The organism is Mesorhizobium sp. M1142, assembly GCF_040318565.1.
In the GTDB taxonomy this organism is placed as follows: domain Bacteria; phylum Pseudomonadota; class Alphaproteobacteria; order Rhizobiales; family Rhizobiaceae; genus Mesorhizobium.
On record NZ_JAMYMK010000002.1, the window covers coordinates 244,618 to 259,885 of the forward strand.

Annotated in this window: 14 protein-coding genes; 7 read left to right on the forward strand and 7 right to left on the reverse strand. The window is 64.0% G+C overall.

Features of this window, described 5'->3' with window-relative positions; genetic code table 11:
- Window positions 1-145 precede the first annotated feature (145 nt).
- Window positions 146-649, forward strand: coding sequence for a glycosyltransferase (locus NKH42_RS05155; RefSeq protein ID WP_023716858.1), 504 nt, complete (start codon window positions 146-148; stop codon window positions 647-649).
- 189 nt (window positions 650-838) lie between these two features.
- Complete coding sequence (locus NKH42_RS05160) at window positions 839-1,813, forward strand: phytanoyl-CoA dioxygenase family protein (RefSeq protein WP_352701642.1); 975 nt, start codon at window positions 839-841, stop codon at window positions 1,811-1,813.
- Between the two features lie 33 nt (window positions 1,814-1,846).
- Here NKH42_RS05160 and moaB read toward each other — a convergent pair whose 3' ends face one another.
- The 6 genes from moaB to NKH42_RS05190 all read right to left on the reverse strand — a co-directional run bounded on the left by moaB (window position 1,847) and on the right by NKH42_RS05190 (window position 5,541).
- Window positions 1,847-2,389 carry a molybdenum cofactor biosynthesis protein B gene (moaB, locus tag NKH42_RS05165; protein ID WP_352505245.1) on the reverse strand — a complete coding sequence of 181 codons (543 nt, stop codon included), beginning with the start codon at window positions 2,387-2,389 and terminating at the stop codon, window positions 1,847-1,849.
- Complete coding sequence (locus tag NKH42_RS05170) at window positions 2,376-3,278, reverse strand: 4-(cytidine 5'-diphospho)-2-C-methyl-D-erythritol kinase (RefSeq protein WP_352505454.1); 903 nt, start codon at window positions 3,276-3,278, stop codon at window positions 2,376-2,378. The genes moaB and NKH42_RS05170 overlap by 14 nt, the downstream gene beginning before the upstream one ends.
- A gap of 26 nt (window positions 3,279-3,304) precedes the next feature.
- The gene (locus tag NKH42_RS05175) at window positions 3,305-3,490 is read right to left on the reverse strand and encodes a hypothetical protein (RefSeq protein ID WP_292665400.1); all 186 of its coding nucleotides are present in this window, start codon (window positions 3,488-3,490) and stop codon (window positions 3,305-3,307) included.
- A gap of 81 nt (window positions 3,491-3,571) precedes the next feature.
- Window positions 3,572-4,429, reverse strand: coding sequence for a S49 family peptidase (locus NKH42_RS05180; RefSeq protein WP_352505244.1), 858 nt, complete (start codon window positions 4,427-4,429; stop codon window positions 3,572-3,574).
- A gap of 87 nt (window positions 4,430-4,516) precedes the next feature.
- A complete protein-coding gene (locus tag NKH42_RS05185) occupies window positions 4,517-5,317 on the reverse strand; it encodes a tRNA1(Val) (adenine(37)-N6)-methyltransferase (protein WP_352505243.1) in 801 nt (266 codons plus the stop codon).
- Complete coding sequence (locus NKH42_RS05190; protein ID WP_023674082.1) at window positions 5,317-5,541, reverse strand: putative signal transducing protein; 225 nt, start codon at window positions 5,539-5,541, stop codon at window positions 5,317-5,319. Before NKH42_RS05190 ends, NKH42_RS05185 begins: the two co-directional genes overlap by 1 nt.
- A 160-nt stretch (window positions 5,542-5,701) precedes the next feature.
- Here NKH42_RS05190 and NKH42_RS05195 point away from each other — a divergent pair, with 160 nt between their 5' ends.
- On the forward strand, window positions 5,702-6,718 hold the full coding sequence (locus NKH42_RS05195; RefSeq protein WP_254818409.1) for a polyprenyl synthetase family protein: 1,017 nt from the start codon (window positions 5,702-5,704) through the stop codon (window positions 6,716-6,718).
- A 24-nt stretch (window positions 6,719-6,742) separates the two neighbouring features.
- Here NKH42_RS05195 and NKH42_RS05200 read toward each other — a convergent pair whose 3' ends face one another.
- Window positions 6,743-8,179: an MFS transporter gene (locus tag NKH42_RS05200; protein WP_352751063.1), complete on the reverse strand. Its 1,437-nt coding sequence runs from the start codon at window positions 8,177-8,179 to the stop codon at window positions 6,743-6,745.
- Window positions 8,180-8,283: 104 nt separating this feature from the next.
- Between NKH42_RS05200 and NKH42_RS05205 the strand changes: the two genes are divergently transcribed.
- The 4 genes from NKH42_RS05205 to glyS all read left to right on the forward strand — a co-directional run bounded on the left by NKH42_RS05205 (window position 8,284) and on the right by glyS (window position 15,252).
- Window positions 8,284-8,889 (forward strand): TetR/AcrR family transcriptional regulator, encoded by a 606-nt coding sequence (locus tag NKH42_RS05205; RefSeq protein WP_352737080.1) that lies wholly within the window; start codon window positions 8,284-8,286, stop codon window positions 8,887-8,889.
- Window positions 8,890-9,080: 191 nt separating this feature from the next.
- A complete protein-coding gene (locus NKH42_RS05210; protein WP_502906406.1) occupies window positions 9,081-10,874 on the forward strand; it encodes a tetratricopeptide repeat protein in 1,794 nt (597 codons plus the stop codon).
- A 64-nt stretch (window positions 10,875-10,938) separates the two neighbouring features.
- Window positions 10,939-12,006: a glycine--tRNA ligase subunit alpha gene (locus tag NKH42_RS05215; RefSeq protein WP_352737079.1), complete on the forward strand. Its 1,068-nt coding sequence runs from the start codon at window positions 10,939-10,941 to the stop codon at window positions 12,004-12,006.
- Window positions 12,007-12,540: 534 nt separating this feature from the next.
- On the forward strand, window positions 12,541-15,252 hold the full coding sequence (glyS, locus tag NKH42_RS05220; protein ID WP_352751061.1) for a glycine--tRNA ligase subunit beta: 2,712 nt from the start codon (window positions 12,541-12,543) through the stop codon (window positions 15,250-15,252).
- Window positions 15,253-15,268 lie beyond the last annotated feature (16 nt).

Consider the following 15,268-nt stretch of genomic DNA (forward strand, 5'->3'; position numbering starts at 1 on the left):
CCTTTCCCAGGGACTATCCGCCCGCTGTCGAATCGCTCTGCTCATGAATGTATTCCTATCGCATCGATGAGAACAAAGCAAGAACTTTCTCGCGGCGCGCCGCAAAAACTGGCGCTGCCCACCGCTTTCCGCTATTCGGCTAAACATGCTCAGCGTCCTGATCGAAACCCTGAATGACGAGGAGGGCCTTGCCCGCACGCTCGCCTCGCTGATCGGCGGCGCGGTCGAGGGCGTGGTGCGCGACGTTCTCGTCTGCGACACCGGCTCGACCGATCAGACGCACCGCGTCGCCGAACATGCCGGCTGCCACTATGTCAGCGGCGGCATCGCTGCGGGCATCAGGCAGGCCAAGGGCGACTGGCTGCTCTTGCTGGAACCGGGCGCGCGGCTGGGGGAGGGCTGGATCGACGAGGTCGTCGCCCATACCGCCAGGCAAACCATGGCGGCGCGATTTTCGCGGGCACGCGGCAGCCGCGCGCCCTTCCTGTCACGCGTCTTTGCCGGAAATCGCGCTCTCGCCGAAGGCTTGGTGATCAGCAAGCGTCAGGCCGCCGCGCTATCAAAGAGCGCCCGCAGCGCCGAAGCGATCGCCCGCGGCCTGGCGACCAGGAGGCTCCACGCCGAGATCTGGGTGGCGCCGCGGAAGTGACGGCTTACCATCCCGGCCTAGGGAATGCCGCCCAAGCAAATTTTCTGGCGGGTCGTCGCTTATTGTGCATTGCACAAAATCTGGCCGGGGGTTACCATTCCCTGCGAAACGGGCGAATGGGTTTGGGGTGTGCCGGAGCGGCGGCGACGACTATCGTCGATGCTGTTCCATCGACATTTGAGGACCCCGATGACCCTTTCAAGCCCCGACAAGTCCGGCGCTGCAAGCCTCGAGGCGATCGCACGCAACGGCGGTACGCTGCGCCGCATCGCCGCCCGCATCCCGACCTATCTTTCCGACCTTCGCGAGAATCCGGCATGGCTGCCGATGTTCATGCTGGCCCGCACCATGCCGGCGCGGCGCCTGCACTGGCGCGGTGCAAAGCCCGTTCCGCCGGCGCGCAATGTCGGTGAAACGATGTTCGCCGGCGTCGATCGCGATGCCGTCGTCGGCGCGCTGCGGACGGAGGGGCTCTATTCGGGCCTGATGCTGCCGGCCGCCATCCATGAGGAGATTGCCCGCTTCGCCGAGCGCACGCCATGCTTCGGCAATTTCGACCGCCGGCTGGAATTCCTGCCCGAAAAACACGCCGATGCCGAAAAGCATTTCGGCCGCCCGCTGCTCAGCGGTCACTATTTCGAACGGGTCCTCGACTGCAACGCTGCGGTCGCCGTGCAGCGCGATCCGCTGCTTCTCGATATCGCAGCGCACTATCTCGGCAGCCAGGCCAAGCTGATCACCACCCGCGTCTGGTGGAGCTTTCCGACCGGTGGCGTCTCGGACGCCGACAAGAACATGGCCTCGCTCGGCAAATACCATTTCGACCTCGATGACTGGCGGATGCTGAAGTTCTTTTTCTACCTGGTGCCGGTCGACAACGACACCGGGCCGCATGTCTATGTCCGCGGCTCCCACAACCGCCGCATCCTGAAGCATCAGCTGACGCTGCTTGTCGGCCATTCGGCGGAGGAGGTGCTGGGCGTCTATGGCGAGCAGAGCCCGGTCACGCTGACCGGGCCGGCCGGCCTCGGCTTTGTCGAGGACCCGTTCGGCTTCCATATGGGCACCGTGCCGACGCGCACGCCGCGGCTGATGATGGAGGTCGGCTTCGGCGTGTCGCCGCCCTCGCGCCGCCGTTTTCACGGCGAGCCGGTCATTCGCTAAACCGAGGTCGCTTGGCTGATACCTTGGCTCGCCTCAGCCGCGCCGCAAATGCTCGTCCAGCCGCGGCATGATCTCGACGAAGTTGCAGGGCATGTGCCGGTAGTCGAGCTGCGGCTTCAAGATGCCGTCCCAGGCGTCCTTGCAGGCGCCGGGCGAGCCCGGCAGCACGAAGACGAAGGTGGCGTTGACGACGCCGCCGGTTGCCCGGCTCTGGATCGTCGAGGTGCCGATCTTGTCGTAGGATATGCGGTGGAACACTTCGGAAAAGCCGTCCATGCGCTTTTCGAAGATCGGCTCCAGCGCTTCCGGCGTCACGTCGCGGCCGGTGAAGCCGGTGCCGCCGGTGGTGATGACGACATCGATCGCTTCGTCCCTTGACCAACCTAGGACCGTGTCGCGGATCTTGTCGCGGTCGTCGGTGACGATGTCGCGGGCGGCGAGGATGTGGCCGGCCTCGGCAATACGGTCGGCCAGCGTCTGCCCGGATTTGTCGTCGACGAGGCTGCGCGTATCGGAAACGGTCAGTACCGCGATGCGCACGGGAACAAAGGGGCGGCTCACGTCAATCCTGGCCATGGGCATCAGCCTCCGATCTCACGCTTCGCGTCGCCGCGACAAACCAGTCGGGATGGCGGCCGCGGATATCGACGGCCGCGCGCTTGGCCACGTTGCCGGTCTCGAACAGCCCGAAGCAGGTGGCGCCGGAACCCGACATCCTGGCAAAACCGGCTCCGGCCTTGTTAAGCACGGAAAGCGCCTTGCCGATGGCGGGCTGGATTGCACGCGCCGCAGGTTCGAGATCGTTGCGGGTGATCTCCAGCCAGTTGCGGATGCTGTGGAAGTCGAGGCTGTGCGGCAGCGGCGGCAGCGCCGCATTGTCGCGGCGGCCAAGCGCCTCGAACACGTCGGCCGTCGAGACGGCAGTGCCGGGATTGACGAGCACCAGACCCAGCGCCGGGAAATCCGGCACGAGTGTCAGCTCGTCGCCGACGCCGCGGGCTATCAGTGGCTTAGCAGCGAGGCACATCGGCACGTCGGCGCCGAGCGACAGGCCGATCCGCGCCAGTTCGGCATCGTCAACATCAAGTCCCCAGGTCTGGATCAGGGCGCGCAGCACAGCCGCCGCGTCGCTCGATCCGCCTCCGACACCGGACGCGACCGGCAGGTTCTTTTCGAGCCGGATGGCGACAGCCGGCGCGTGTTGGGAACCGGCCTCGCGACGCAGTGCGTCGCGCGCTCTCACCACCAGATTATTGTCGTCGACCGGCACCGCGGAGGCGTATTTGCCGGACACGGAAAACCCATCGCTGTCGGCAAGTTCTGTCTCGATGCGGTCGCCGAAGCGCGTGAACACAGCCAGGCTTTCGATCATGTGATAACCGTCGGCGCGCCGGCCGGTGACGTGCAGCGCGAGATTTATCTTGGCGTGCGCATGCAATGCCCGGAGGCTGGCCTCGGCGTTGATTGGCTCGGCCGCGAGGGGGACGACGGTCAATCCTTGGCCAGACGGTATTCGCCGGTCTTCGGATCCTTGACCAGTGTTCCCATCGTCCCGTTGGCCGTCTGCTTTTCGGCCCGACGTACCTTGGCGGTCACCCGCTCGGCTTCCCTGACGAAGGAGCGGTAGCCGAAATAGGCGGCAATGCCGACGACGGCGAAGAAAATGATCTGCGGCATGTCAAACTCCTCCCTCGCAAGGCCGGCAAGGCCGCCGGTCGGGTCGGTTGATGATTTATGCTAGACGCTTTCACCGGCTTTTCAAAGCCCGAAGCGCGCCCACAGCGCGCGCTCTTCCGCCGCATCGATGACGCCGCTTGCCGCGGCGGCAGCGATGTCGGGCGCCGACAAGCTCGAGCCGAACAGGCCGAAGCGGCCGAACAGGCCGCGCGGCGCGGTGATCAGCTTGAGCTGGGTTTTCGGCCCGAAACGGCTCTTCAGCACGCTGCGCATGTCGCCGAGCGCATCGACCAGCCCGAGTTCAAGCCCCTTCTTGGCCGTCCAGAACAGGCCTGTGAACAGGTCGGGATCGTCCTTGAGCTTGCTGCCGCGCCTGTCCTTGACGAGGTCGATGAAGGTCTCGTGGACCTCCAGTTGCAGCGCCTTCAGGCGCTCGACGTCCTCCTTCTTTTCCGGTTTGAACGGGTCGAGCACCGCCTTGTTCTGGCCGGCGGTGTGGACGCGGCGCTCGACGCCGATCTTCTTCAACAGCTCCGGAAAGCCGAACGAGGCCGACACCACACCGATCGAGCCGACGATGGAGGACGGGTCGGCAAAGATCTCGTCGCCCGCGACCGCAATCATGTAGCCGCCCGATGCCGCCACGTCCTCGACGAAAACCAGGACTTTCTTGTTCTTCTCGCTCGCCAGGTCGCGGATGCGCCTGAAGATCAGCCGCGACTGCACCGGCGAGCCCCCTGGCGAATTGATCGAGATGGCGACCGCCGGCGCATCGAAGGAAAACAGCTTTTCGAGAAGACCGGCGGTGGAAGCGAGCGACAGGCTCGGCCGGAACTGGCCGCCGCCGGGCATGATCGTGCCGTGCAGCCGGATGACCGGAATGGTGACGACGGTGGAGCGCCAGGATTTCGGCAGCAGGCGGTTGAAAAGGCGTTTCACGAGGGGGCGGTCTCCGGTCGATTTGCTTGAGGCATGTAGGAATTCGCCGGCCAACGGCAATGCCGTCACCCCGGCAATCAGAATGGATCAGTCTCCGAACAGCGACGCCAGCCCGTTATTGATCAGCTCTGCCCGCTCCGAAGGGCCATTGCCTGAGTAGGCATGCAGCATCAGCGGTGGCTGGATCGACAGCTTGCCGCGTGCGCCGAGTGCTGCCCGGACGACGATGCGGATCGCTGCCGCCTCGGGGCGAGGATGGACGGCCAGCATCTCGGCGTCGCCGAAGCGGCCGGCAACGGCATCGAGGATGGCGCCGAGCTGTTCCGGCCGGGCGATGACGGCCAGCCCGCCGCCCGGCCTCACCACCGCGGCCGCGCTGCGGATCCAGCTGTCGAACAATCCATCCTCCGAGACATGCGCGGCCTTTCTCAGCGGATCGGGCGTCGCGCGATCCTCGGCGGCATTGAACGGCGGGTTCATGATGACGAAATCGAAGCTGTTGTCCTCGAGGCCGGCGGCCGTTCGCGCCCGGCCCGACAGCGCGACATCGGCGACGAGCACCGAGGCGCGGTCGCTGAGATGCGCATTGCCGGGATGGGCAAGCGTGGTGGTGGCGAAGGCCGCCATTTCCGGGGAACGCTCGACAAGCACGGCCGCGGCAGCGGGGCAGCGCGACAGCACCGCCAGGCCCGCGGCACCGGCACCCGCGCCAAAGTCGGCCAGCCGCCCGGCGAAGGAGGACGGCACGGCAGCCGCCAGCATCATCGCATCCATGCCGGCGCGGTGGCCGGCCTTTCTCGGCTGCACCAGCCAGAAGCGACCACGATGGAAGGCATCGACCGTGTGAGTCGGCATGTCCGGGACAAGGGCAGCGGGCGACGCGGACATTATTTTTGGCGGATCTCGTTGGCGATGCCGGCATCCGTCAGGATGCGCCGTGCCGCATCGGCCTTGTCGGCGTCCACCATGACACGGCGGGGCAGGATGCCGATCGAGCCGTCGAGCACGCTCATGTTCTGGTCGGCGACGAAACAGCCGATACCGGCATCGCGCATCAGCGATTCGACAAACGAAATGATGACAGCGTCGTTGGTGCGGATGAGCTCTATCATCGGATGAAACTCGCAGTTTGCGGCGTTGATGTAAACGTAGGCGTGATCATGTACCAGAGCCGGCGCGCCAATTCGCCTCTTGCCGCACCGGTGGGTGACACCCTAGAGTCTGTCCAGGGACCATGTTGCCGTCGTGCATATCGAGGTTGGGAGTTTTGCCGTGGGTGTCGTTCTCAACATTGAAAACGGGAAGCGCGAAGCCGCCTCGATAAAGGACCTCATCGACCTGACCGCGGCCGACATGGGGCGCGTCAACAAATTGATCCTGTCGAAGGCCGGCTCCGATGTCGAGATGATCCCGGAGATCGCCAACCATCTGATCTCGTCCGGCGGCAAACGGCTGCGGCCGATGCTGACGCTCGCCGCCGCCCAGATGTTCGGCTATTCCGGCGACGGCCATGTCAAGCTCGCCACATCGGTCGAATTCATGCACACCGCGACACTTCTCCACGACGACGTTGTCGACGAAAGCGGCATGCGGCGCGGCAAGAAAACGGCGCGCATGATCTGGGGCAACCAGGCCAGTGTTCTGGTCGGCGATTTCCTGCTCGGCCAGGCCTTTCGCATGATGGTCGATGTCGCCTCGCTGGAAGCGCTCGACATCCTGTCGAGTGCGGCCTCGGTGATCGCCGAAGGCGAGGTGATGCAGCTTGCCGCCGCCAAGAACCTCGAAACCACCGAGGACGAGCATTTCGCCGTGATCAAGGCCAAGACCGCGGCGCTGTTCTCAGCTGCCGCCGAGGTCGGCCCGGTCATCGCCCAGGCGACGCGCAACGATCGCGCAGCACTCCGCTCCTACGGCATGAATCTCGGCCTTGCTTTCCAGCTGATCGACGACGCGCTGGATTATGGCGGCACCAGCAAGGATCTCGGCAAGAATGTCGGCGACGATTTCCGCGAGGGCAAGGTAACGCTGCCGGTGATCCTCGCCTATCGGCGCGGCACCAAGGCCGAGCGCAGCTTCTGGAAACGCGCCATCGAGGACAATGCCGCCGACGATGCCGGGCTGGAAAAGGCAATCGGCCTGATGCTCCGCCACGGGGCGATTGCCGACACCATCGGGCGCGCCCGCCATTTCGGCGAGATCGCCCGCGACGCCCTGGCGCCGCTCGAAGCGACGCCGCAGAAGTCTGCACTGATCGACGTCATCGATTTCTGCATCAGCCGGGTGAATTGACAGCCATCGGCGCCCGCGCCGTTCTCATCGCGCCTTTGCCGGAAGAACCATTGCTGCGAGCAGGCTGACGACGATGCCCGCCGCCGCGAACCAGAAGGCGACCTGGATGCCGTCGGCGACGGCAATTTTCAACGCATCGCCGGACAATTCGCCGATTTGGCTGTTCGCAATCGCGATCAGCACGGCCATGCCGATGGCGTTGCCGACATTGAGTGTCGTCGAAGCCATGCCCGAGGCGACGCCTTGCTGATCATGGGCAACGCCGGAAGCGGCGGCAATCCACATTGCGGTCCAGACGATGCCTTGTCCGACGCCGGAGACGATCAGGCCGGGTACGAGGGACAGATAGCTGCTCTCCGCGGTTGCGCCTGATACCATCAATGCAGTGCCGACCGCGCCGACGATCATGCCGCCGACCAGCGTGCTGCGCGTGGAAAAGCGCGTCGCCAGACGCTCGCCGGCTTGCGTGCCGGCGGCGATGGCGACCGACGGCACGAGAAAGGCGAGGCCCGTCTGCAAGGCAGTGAAACCGTGCACGTTCTGCAGCAGCACGGTGAGGAAGTAGGGCAGCGCTCCGAAAGTCGCCATGTAGAGGAAGGTTATCGACATGCCGGCGACGAGGCTGCGGTTGTAAAACAGGCGCAGCGGCATCAGCGGATCGGCGCTCTTCGCCTCGATCATCGTGAAGGCGATCAGGAAGAATGCCGCCAGTGCTGCGCTGACGATAATTGCGGTCGATCCCCAGCCATACTCAGGCCCCTGAACCAGGGTGAAGACAAGCAGCGTCGCCCCGGCGGTGACGGTCAATGCGCCCGGCAGATCGAAGCTACGGTGCTCGTGCCGCTTGCGATCGCGCGGGATGATGGCGAAAGCCGCGATGATGGCGATCCCGGCCAGCAGCACGTTGACGTAGAAGACCGACGGCCAGCCAAAGGCGCTGGTCAGAAACCCGCCGGCAAGCGAACCGAACGTCAGGCCGCTGGCGCCTGCGCCGCCCCAGACGGCGAGCGCCCGGTTGCGTTCCGGTCCTTCGGCGAACAGACGGTTGATCAGCGACAGCGTCGCCGGAAACAGGAATGCGGCGCCGATGCCTTGGACCGCGCGTGCCGCAATGATGATTTCCGGTGACCATGCCAGGCCGCCGACAAGCGAAGAAAGCGCGTAGAGCCAGAGTGCGAAGATGAAGACGCGGCGCTGGCCGATCAGGTCGGCGGCCCGGCCGCCGAACAGCAGGAAGCCGCCGGTAAAGACCGTGTAGGCGCTCACCACCCATTGCAGGGTCTGACCGGAAAATCCGAGGCCGGCGCCGATCTCCGGCAGCGCCACGAAGACGATGTTGAGGTCGAGCGAGATGATGAGCTGCGCGAAGGCGAGCAGCGCCAGCGTTGCGCCGCGCTTCACACCGGTCGTCTCTTGCGTTGCGATTGCCCCGAGCGGCGCACCCTGATCCAGTGAACTCATGTCGGTCTCCTTGTCGACAATTATTTAATGATCAACAAAGAATTGAGATTTGCAATCCGAAGTCAAGCGTATTATTTGTTGATCGACAAAAATTGGAGGTCGCAATGGCGGGAAGGCCAAGGGAGTTCGACCGCGATCAGGCGCTGGAGAAAGCCCGGGACGCTTTCTGGAGACGTGGCTACGAGGGCACCTCGATGGCCGATCTCGTTTCGGCGCTTGGCCTCGCATCGGCGCGCATCTATGCCGCCTTCGGCTCGAAGGAGGATCTGTTTCGCGAAGCGGTGGCACTTTACGAGGCCAATGAGGGCGGCTTTGCCACACGCGCGCTGCAGGAAGAACCAAACGTCCGGGGCGTCATCGAGCGCATGCTTCGCGACGCCGTCGAAATCTATACGCGGCCGGGGCAGCCGCAGGGCTGCATGGTGGTGACGGCCGCCACCAATTGCGCCGTCGAAAACGACGCCGTGCAGCAATGGCTGGCGGAGCATCGGCTGGCGCGTACCGCATCGATCGTCGAGCGGTTGAAGCAAGCGGTGCGCGAAGGCGAATTGAAGCCGGGTACCGACGCCGAGACGTTGGGTGATTATTACGCCACGCTGATGCACGGCCTTTCGGTGCAGGCACGCGACGGCGTGCCGAAAAAGCGGCTGCACGATCTTGTCACCGTCGCCATGCAGGCGCTCGACGCAAGCCTTTCGCAAACGTCCTGAGTTCCGGGCCGTGACGCCGGTTTCCCATGGTCGGATTGTCGCAATGCGGTCGTGCGACCTCTTTCGGCATGGTTTATTAGTTGCTTTACCCGATTGTGAACTCGGGCCGGGTTGAAGCGTGACCCCAAAAAGGCCATGCTTTACCTGTAAAGATCGAGTCTACGGCGATCCCGCTGACGCGGAGATGGCGTTTGGCTGAAAGGGATATGATGCGGCAAGGATATGCGCGCTGGCTGACGGGGCTGGCAATCGCGACGGGCATGGCGATCTCGGCTTTGCCGGCGCATGCCAGACAGACCGCCGAGCCGGTCAGGATCACATCCTTCTCGGGAGCCTATCTCGCGGCGCGGATTGCCGAAGGCGACAACGACCTCGACAGCGCCATTTCCTATTATAAGCAGGCGCTTGCATTCGATCCGAACGATACGGGACTGCAGCAAAGCCTGATGCTGTCGCTGATCGCGCAGGGGCGCTTCGACGAGTCCCTGGTCTATGCCGACAAACTCAAGGCGGTTCCCGACGTCGAGCGCTTCTCGCGCCTGGCGCTGGCCATCGATTCGTTCCACAAGAAGGATTTCTCCAAGGCCGAATACTGGCTCAAGCTTTCGCTCGAATCCGATCTCGACCGGCTGATCTCCGGCGTCATGACCGGCTGGGCCAAGCAAGGTGCGGGTGACGCCGGCGAGGCCATGGCTTCCATCGACAAGCTGCAGGGCCCCGACTGGTTTAGCCCATTCAAGTCGTTCCACCGTGCCTTGATTGCCGACGTCTCGGGCCTGCCCGACAGGGCGGATGCGCTCTACACCGCCACCCTGCAAGACACGGCCGCTGGCGGTGCGGCCCCCGAAACATGGATGCGCAACGCGCAGGCCTACGCCTCTTTCCTCGCCCGCAAAGGCGACAAGGCCAAGGCGCTGTCGGTGCTCGACAAGGCCGAGGCGTTTGCGCCCGGCAAGGTCGAGATTGCAGCGCTTCGCGACAAGATCAACAAGGGCGAGAAGATCGAACCATTCGTTGCCGGTCCGTCGGACGGCGCCTCGGAGATCCTGCTCGATCTCGCCACCGCGCTCAACCGCGGCGGGGGCGAGCCGTTCGTGCGGCTCTATCTGCGATATGCCCTGGCGCTGCGGCCCGGCAACGACGCGGCGCTCGTTCAGCTTGCCGCCGTCGCCGAGCAGTTGAAAGACGGCGAGGGCGCCATCGCGCTCTATCGCCGCATTCCCGCCGGCTCGCCGCTGAAGGAGCTTTCGGACCTGCAGCTTGGCCTCAACCTTGCCGATCTCGACCGCAATGACGAGGCGATCGCTCACCTCAAGGCCATCGTCGATGCGCATCCAGACGACATGCGCGCCTATCTGGCGCTCGGCGGCGTCTATTCCGCGAAGGAGGATTTCCGCTCCGCCGCCAATCTTTACGACAAGGCAGTCGAGGTGCTGAAGACGCCGACCGCCGCCAACTGGAACATCTTCTACCAGCGCGGCATCGCCTATGAGCGGCTGAAGGAATGGCCGAAGGCCGAGCCGAATTTCCGCAAGGCGCTGGAGCTCTACCCCGACCAGCCGCAGGTCCTGAACTATCTCGGCTATTCCTGGGTCGACAAGAACATGAACCTCAAGGAAGGCCTCGCGATGATCCAGAAGGCCGTCGACCTGAGGCCGAGCGACGGCTACATCGTCGACTCGCTGGGCTGGGCCTATTACCGCCTTGGCCAGTTCGACGACGCGGTGCGCGAAATGGAACGCGCCGTTTCGTTGAAGCCGGAGGATCCGGTGCTCAACGATCACCTCGGCGACGCCTACTGGCGCGTCGGCCGCAAACTGGAAGCCACCTTCCAGTGGAACCAGGCCCGCGACCTGAAGCCGGACCCGGATGTGCTTGCCGCCTTGCAGCAAAAGCTGATGAAGGGCCTGCCGCCGATCGAATCCAACACGGCGCAGGAAACCCCCAAGGTGAAGGCCGAGCCGGCGCCCGCCCCGAAGGGGTGACCCCATCGCCTTGACGGTCGCGGAGCGGCACTCTACGAGGTGCCGCATCCAGCCGGAGGCCGCCGTGACCGTTGATATCCCTGCCCACATGCATCCCAGCCGCTCGTTCCAGGGGCTGATCCTGACTTTGCATAATTACTGGGCGGACTATGGCTGCGTCGTCCTCCAGCCTTACGACATGGAAGTCGGCGCCGGCACATTCCATCCGGCCACGACATTGCGCGCGCTCGGCCCAAAACGCTGGAACGCGGCCTATGTCCAGCCCTCGCGCCGCCCCAAGGACGGCCGCTATGGCGAGAACCCGAACCGGCTGCAGCACTATTACCAATACCAGGTGATCCTGAAGCCCAATCCGCCCAATCTGCAGGAGCTTTACCTCGGCTCGCTGGCCGCGATCGGCATCGATCCGCTGCTGCATGACATCCGCTTCGTCGAGGACGACTGGGAAAGCCCGACGCTGGGCGCCTGGGGGCTGGGCTGGGAGTGCTGGTGCGACGGCATGGAGGTGTCGCAGTTCACCTATTTCCAGCAGGTCTGCGGCATCGAATGCGCCCCGGTGGCGGGCGAGCTCACTTACGGGCTGGAACGGCTTGCCATGTATGTGCAGGGCGTCGACAATGTCTACGACCTCAACTTCAACGGCCGCGAAGGCGCCGACAAGGTGACCTATGGCGACGTCTTCCTGCAGGCCGAGCAGGAATATTCGCGCCATAATTTCGAATTTGCCAACACCGCAATGCTGCTCAGGCATTTCCAGGACGCCGAAGCCGAGTGCAAGGCGCTGCTCGAAGCCGGCGCGCCTGTCTCCCCCTTTGAGGGGGAGATGCCCGCGAAGCGGGCAGAGGGGGTCACCTTAGAAGGCACCACAAGTAAAACGTCGAGCACTGCACGGGCGACCCCTCCCGGCCAGACCTTGTCTGGCCACCTTCCGCTCAAGGGGGAGGGATACCACCGCCTTGTATTCCCCGCCTACGACCAGTGCATCAAGGCCAGCCACGTCTTCAATCTGCTCGACGCACGCGGCGTGATTTCGGTCACCGAGCGCCAGAGTTATATTTTGCGGGTGCGCAATCTGGCCAAAGCCTGCGGCGAGGCGTTTCTGCTGACGCAGGCGGGCGGGCTGGCGGCTTAAAGCGCGTCGCGTTCGACCGGCCTCATGCGACGCGCTTTAAGTTCTTGTTTTGATGCATGTCGTTATCGCAAAACCGCTGCACACTTTTGCGCGACATGCACATTAGCTCCAGGCGATTTCGACAGGAGCGCTGATTGGCAACGTACCTTGGCCGCGCCGGCTATTGTCCGCAGCGCTTGCCTGACGCCGGGCATCGAGAACGTGCCGTGCACCTGCGCTGTAAAACAGGCGCTGAGCGCGAGGATCTGCAGGAATGTCGATGCCGTTCTCATGGTCGGTCAGCCAATAGCTCTCTGCCTGAGCGTTGGTCGCTTCAGCGCTGCGTTCGGTTCAGGGAAATCTTTGATCCAAGGACGGGCGGGCCGGCGCGTGTCCGACAGGCGGCTGAATTTTTTCGGAAATCGCCGTTAGATGTCCCGATCGAGCGGGGAAGGGTGACAGCGGCCAGCCGAGTTGCTATGCCCCCGCTTACCTCCCCCTCGACGGGGGAGGTCGCCGCGAAGCGGCGGCTATTTTTGTCCATGAGTTCCTTCGATGCCCGACCTGCTTTTAGAACTCCGTTCGGAAGAGATTCCCGCCCGCATGCAGCGCAAGGCTGCCGGCGATCTCAGAAAGCTTTTGACCGACGGGCTGGTCGACGCCGGGCTGACCTATGAGGCGGCGCGCGAATATTGGACGCCGCGCCGGTTGACGCTCGACATCCGCGGCCTCACCGCCCGCTCGAAGGACATCAGCGAGGAGATCAAAGGGCCCTCGACCAAGGCGCCCGAGCCGGCGGTGCAGGGTTTTCTGCGCAAGGCCGGCCTTGCCTCGATTGCCGAGGCGCATGTTCATTCCGATCCGAAGAAGGGCGACTTCTACGTCGCCCATATTTCCAGGCCGGGCAGGCCGGCGGAGCAGATCATCGCCGAGCTGGTGCCGGGCATCATCCGCAACTTCCCCTGGCCGAAATCGATGCGCTGGGGGCCGGCTTCGGCCAAGCCCGGCTCGCTGCGCTGGGTGCGGCCGCTGCAATCGATCCTGTGCACCTTCGGCCCCGAAACCGAGGAGCCGGTGGTCGTCGATTTCGAGATCGACGGCATCCGCTCAGGCAATATCACTTACGGCCACCGTTTCCATGCGCCTGGCGCCATCACGGTGCGCCGCTTCGACGATTATGTCGCCAGGCTTGAGGCGGCCAAGGTCGTGCTCGATGCCGACAGGCGCAAAGAGATCATCCTTGCCGATGCCAGGAACCTCGCCTTCGCCAGCGGGCTCGACCTCGTCGAGGACGAGGGGCTGCTGGAGGAAGTGTCGGGCCTGGTCGAATGGCCTGTCGTGCTGATGGGCGAATTCGAGCAGGATTTCCTCGCCATTCCGGCCGAGGTAATCCGGCTCACCATCCGCGCCAACCAGAAGTGCTTCGTGACGCGGCCACATGGCGCGGGCGAAGAGCTTTCCAACCGCTTTATCCTGACCGCCAATATCGAGGCCAAGGATGGCGGCAAGGAGATCGCCCATGGCAATGGCAAGGTGGTGCGCGCGCGCCTGTCCGACGCGCTCTATTTCTGGAAGACCGACCAGGGCGACCTGCCGGATCTCGACCAGCTGCAGGCATCGGCGGAAAAGTTCGGGCTCGATCTGAACAAACCGCTTGACCAGCGCATGGCCCGCCTCGACCATCTCTGCGTCACCTTCCACGCCAAGCTCGGCACGCAGGGCGAGCGGGTGGAGCGCATCAAGCGGCTGGCGGAAGAACAGGCGCCGGTCGTGGCGAGTTCAATCTCCCCCCTTGAGGGGGAGATGGCCGGCAGGCCAGAGGGGGTCGCTTCGGCTGGCGCGACGCGATCTGGCCTTTCGAAGAAAGAGGAAGTCGGCGCTCCACGCGAGCCGACCCCCTCTGTCGCCTTCGGCGACATCTCCCCCTCAAGGGGGGAGATTACCGCGCTGGCGCGTCGCGCCGCCGTTCTGGCCAAGGCCGATCTCACCACCGAAGTCGTCGGCGAATTCCCGGAACTGCAAGGCGCCATGGGCCGCAAATACGCGCTGCTGCAGGGCGAGCATCCGTCGGTCGCCGCGGCGATCGAGGAGCATTATAAGCCGCAAGGCCCGTCCGATAACGTGCCGACCGATCCGGTTTCGATCGCAGTAGCGCTTGCCGACAAGCTGGATACGCTGGTTGGATTCTGGGCGATTGATGAAAAGCCGACGGGATCGAAGGACCCTTATGCGTTGAGACGGGCAGCGTTGGGGGTGGTGCGGATCGTGATTGAGAACAGGCTTTCGCTCAGCATTCTGCAAATGTCAAAACGGGTCTATTGGCAGTTGCTCCTCCGGGAAGCGCGAAACTTGAGAGCGTTTAGCAGCGCGTTTGAAATTGTGCCCCTAGTCAATCGCATCACGGATTGGGGCGGATTGTATAAGGCAATTGTTGTTGCCGACCAGTTCGAAAACGAGCTCGAATTTGCCAATCAACACCGTCGATACAATGAAATATTCTTCCAGCGCCGCCCACTGGTGGTTGCTTGGATACTAGGTGAAAAAAATGATGAGGAGACCCGCGATCTTGCCAGCGAGTCACGGCGGATCGAGGACACAATTGTGTTAGATGTCCTCGCCTTCTTCCATGACCGCCTAAAGGTCTATCTGCGCGACCAGGGCGCCCGGCACGACCTGATCGACGCCGTACTCGCGGCAGGTTCGCGCCCGATCTCCCCCCTAGAGGGGGAGATGTCGGCGCAGCCGACAGAGGGGGGCGCTGTCCCGCCAGCCTCTCATTCTGTCGCGCCCCCCTCTGCCCTGCCGGGCATCTCCCCCTCTAGGGGGGAGATCGGCCAATCGTCCAACGACGACCTCCTGCAAATCGTCCGCCGCGTCGAAGCGCTTGGCTCCTTCCTCGACAGCGAGGACGGCAGGAACCTGCTTGCCGGCACCAAGCGCGCTGCCAACATCGTGGCTGCCGAGGAGAAGAAGAACACGACGATCGCCGACCGTGTTGAGCCGGCGCTGTTCCGGGAGGGCGCCGAAAAAACCTTGTACGCCGCGGTCAATCAGGCCGAGAAGCAAGCCGGCGAAGCAATTCAAAACGAAGACTTTTCCGCCGCCATGCTGGCGCTTAGCGTGTTGCGCGAGCCGGTTGATTCATTCTTTGAGAAAGTCCTGGTAAACGATGAGGACCAGGCCGTGCGTGCCAATCGCCTGGCATTGCTCGCCCGCATCCGCGCGGCGACCGACCGGGTCGCGGATTTCTCCAAGATAGCCGGCTGACGTCCGGGAAAAATCA

Bases quoted from the DNA above. Each gene is read 5' to 3' on its own strand.
- NKH42_RS05155 (WP_023716858.1), top strand. From the start codon at position 146: ATGCTCAGCGTCCTGATCGAAACCCTGAATGACGAGGAGGGCCTTGCC.
- NKH42_RS05160 (WP_352701642.1), top strand. From the start codon at position 839: ATGACCCTTTCAAGCCCCGACAAGTCCGGCGCTGCAAGCCTCGAGGCG.
- moaB (WP_352505245.1), bottom strand. From the start codon at position 2,389: ATGGCCAGGATTGACGTGAGCCGCCCCTTTGTTCCCGTGCGCATCGCG.
- NKH42_RS05175 (WP_292665400.1), bottom strand. From the start codon at position 3,490: ATGCCGCAGATCATTTTCTTCGCCGTCGTCGGCATTGCCGCCTATTTC.
- NKH42_RS05185 (WP_352505243.1), bottom strand. From the start codon at position 5,317: ATGTCCGCGTCGCCCGCTGCCCTTGTCCCGGACATGCCGACTCACACG.
- NKH42_RS05190 (WP_023674082.1), bottom strand. From the start codon at position 5,541: ATGATAGAGCTCATCCGCACCAACGACGCTGTCATCATTTCGTTTGTC.
- NKH42_RS05200 (WP_352751063.1), bottom strand. From the start codon at position 8,179: ATGAGTTCACTGGATCAGGGTGCGCCGCTCGGGGCAATCGCAACGCAA.
- NKH42_RS05205 (WP_352737080.1), top strand. From the start codon at position 8,284: ATGGCGGGAAGGCCAAGGGAGTTCGACCGCGATCAGGCGCTGGAGAAA.
- glyS (WP_352751061.1), top strand. From the start codon at position 12,541: ATGCCCGACCTGCTTTTAGAACTCCGTTCGGAAGAGATTCCCGCCCGC.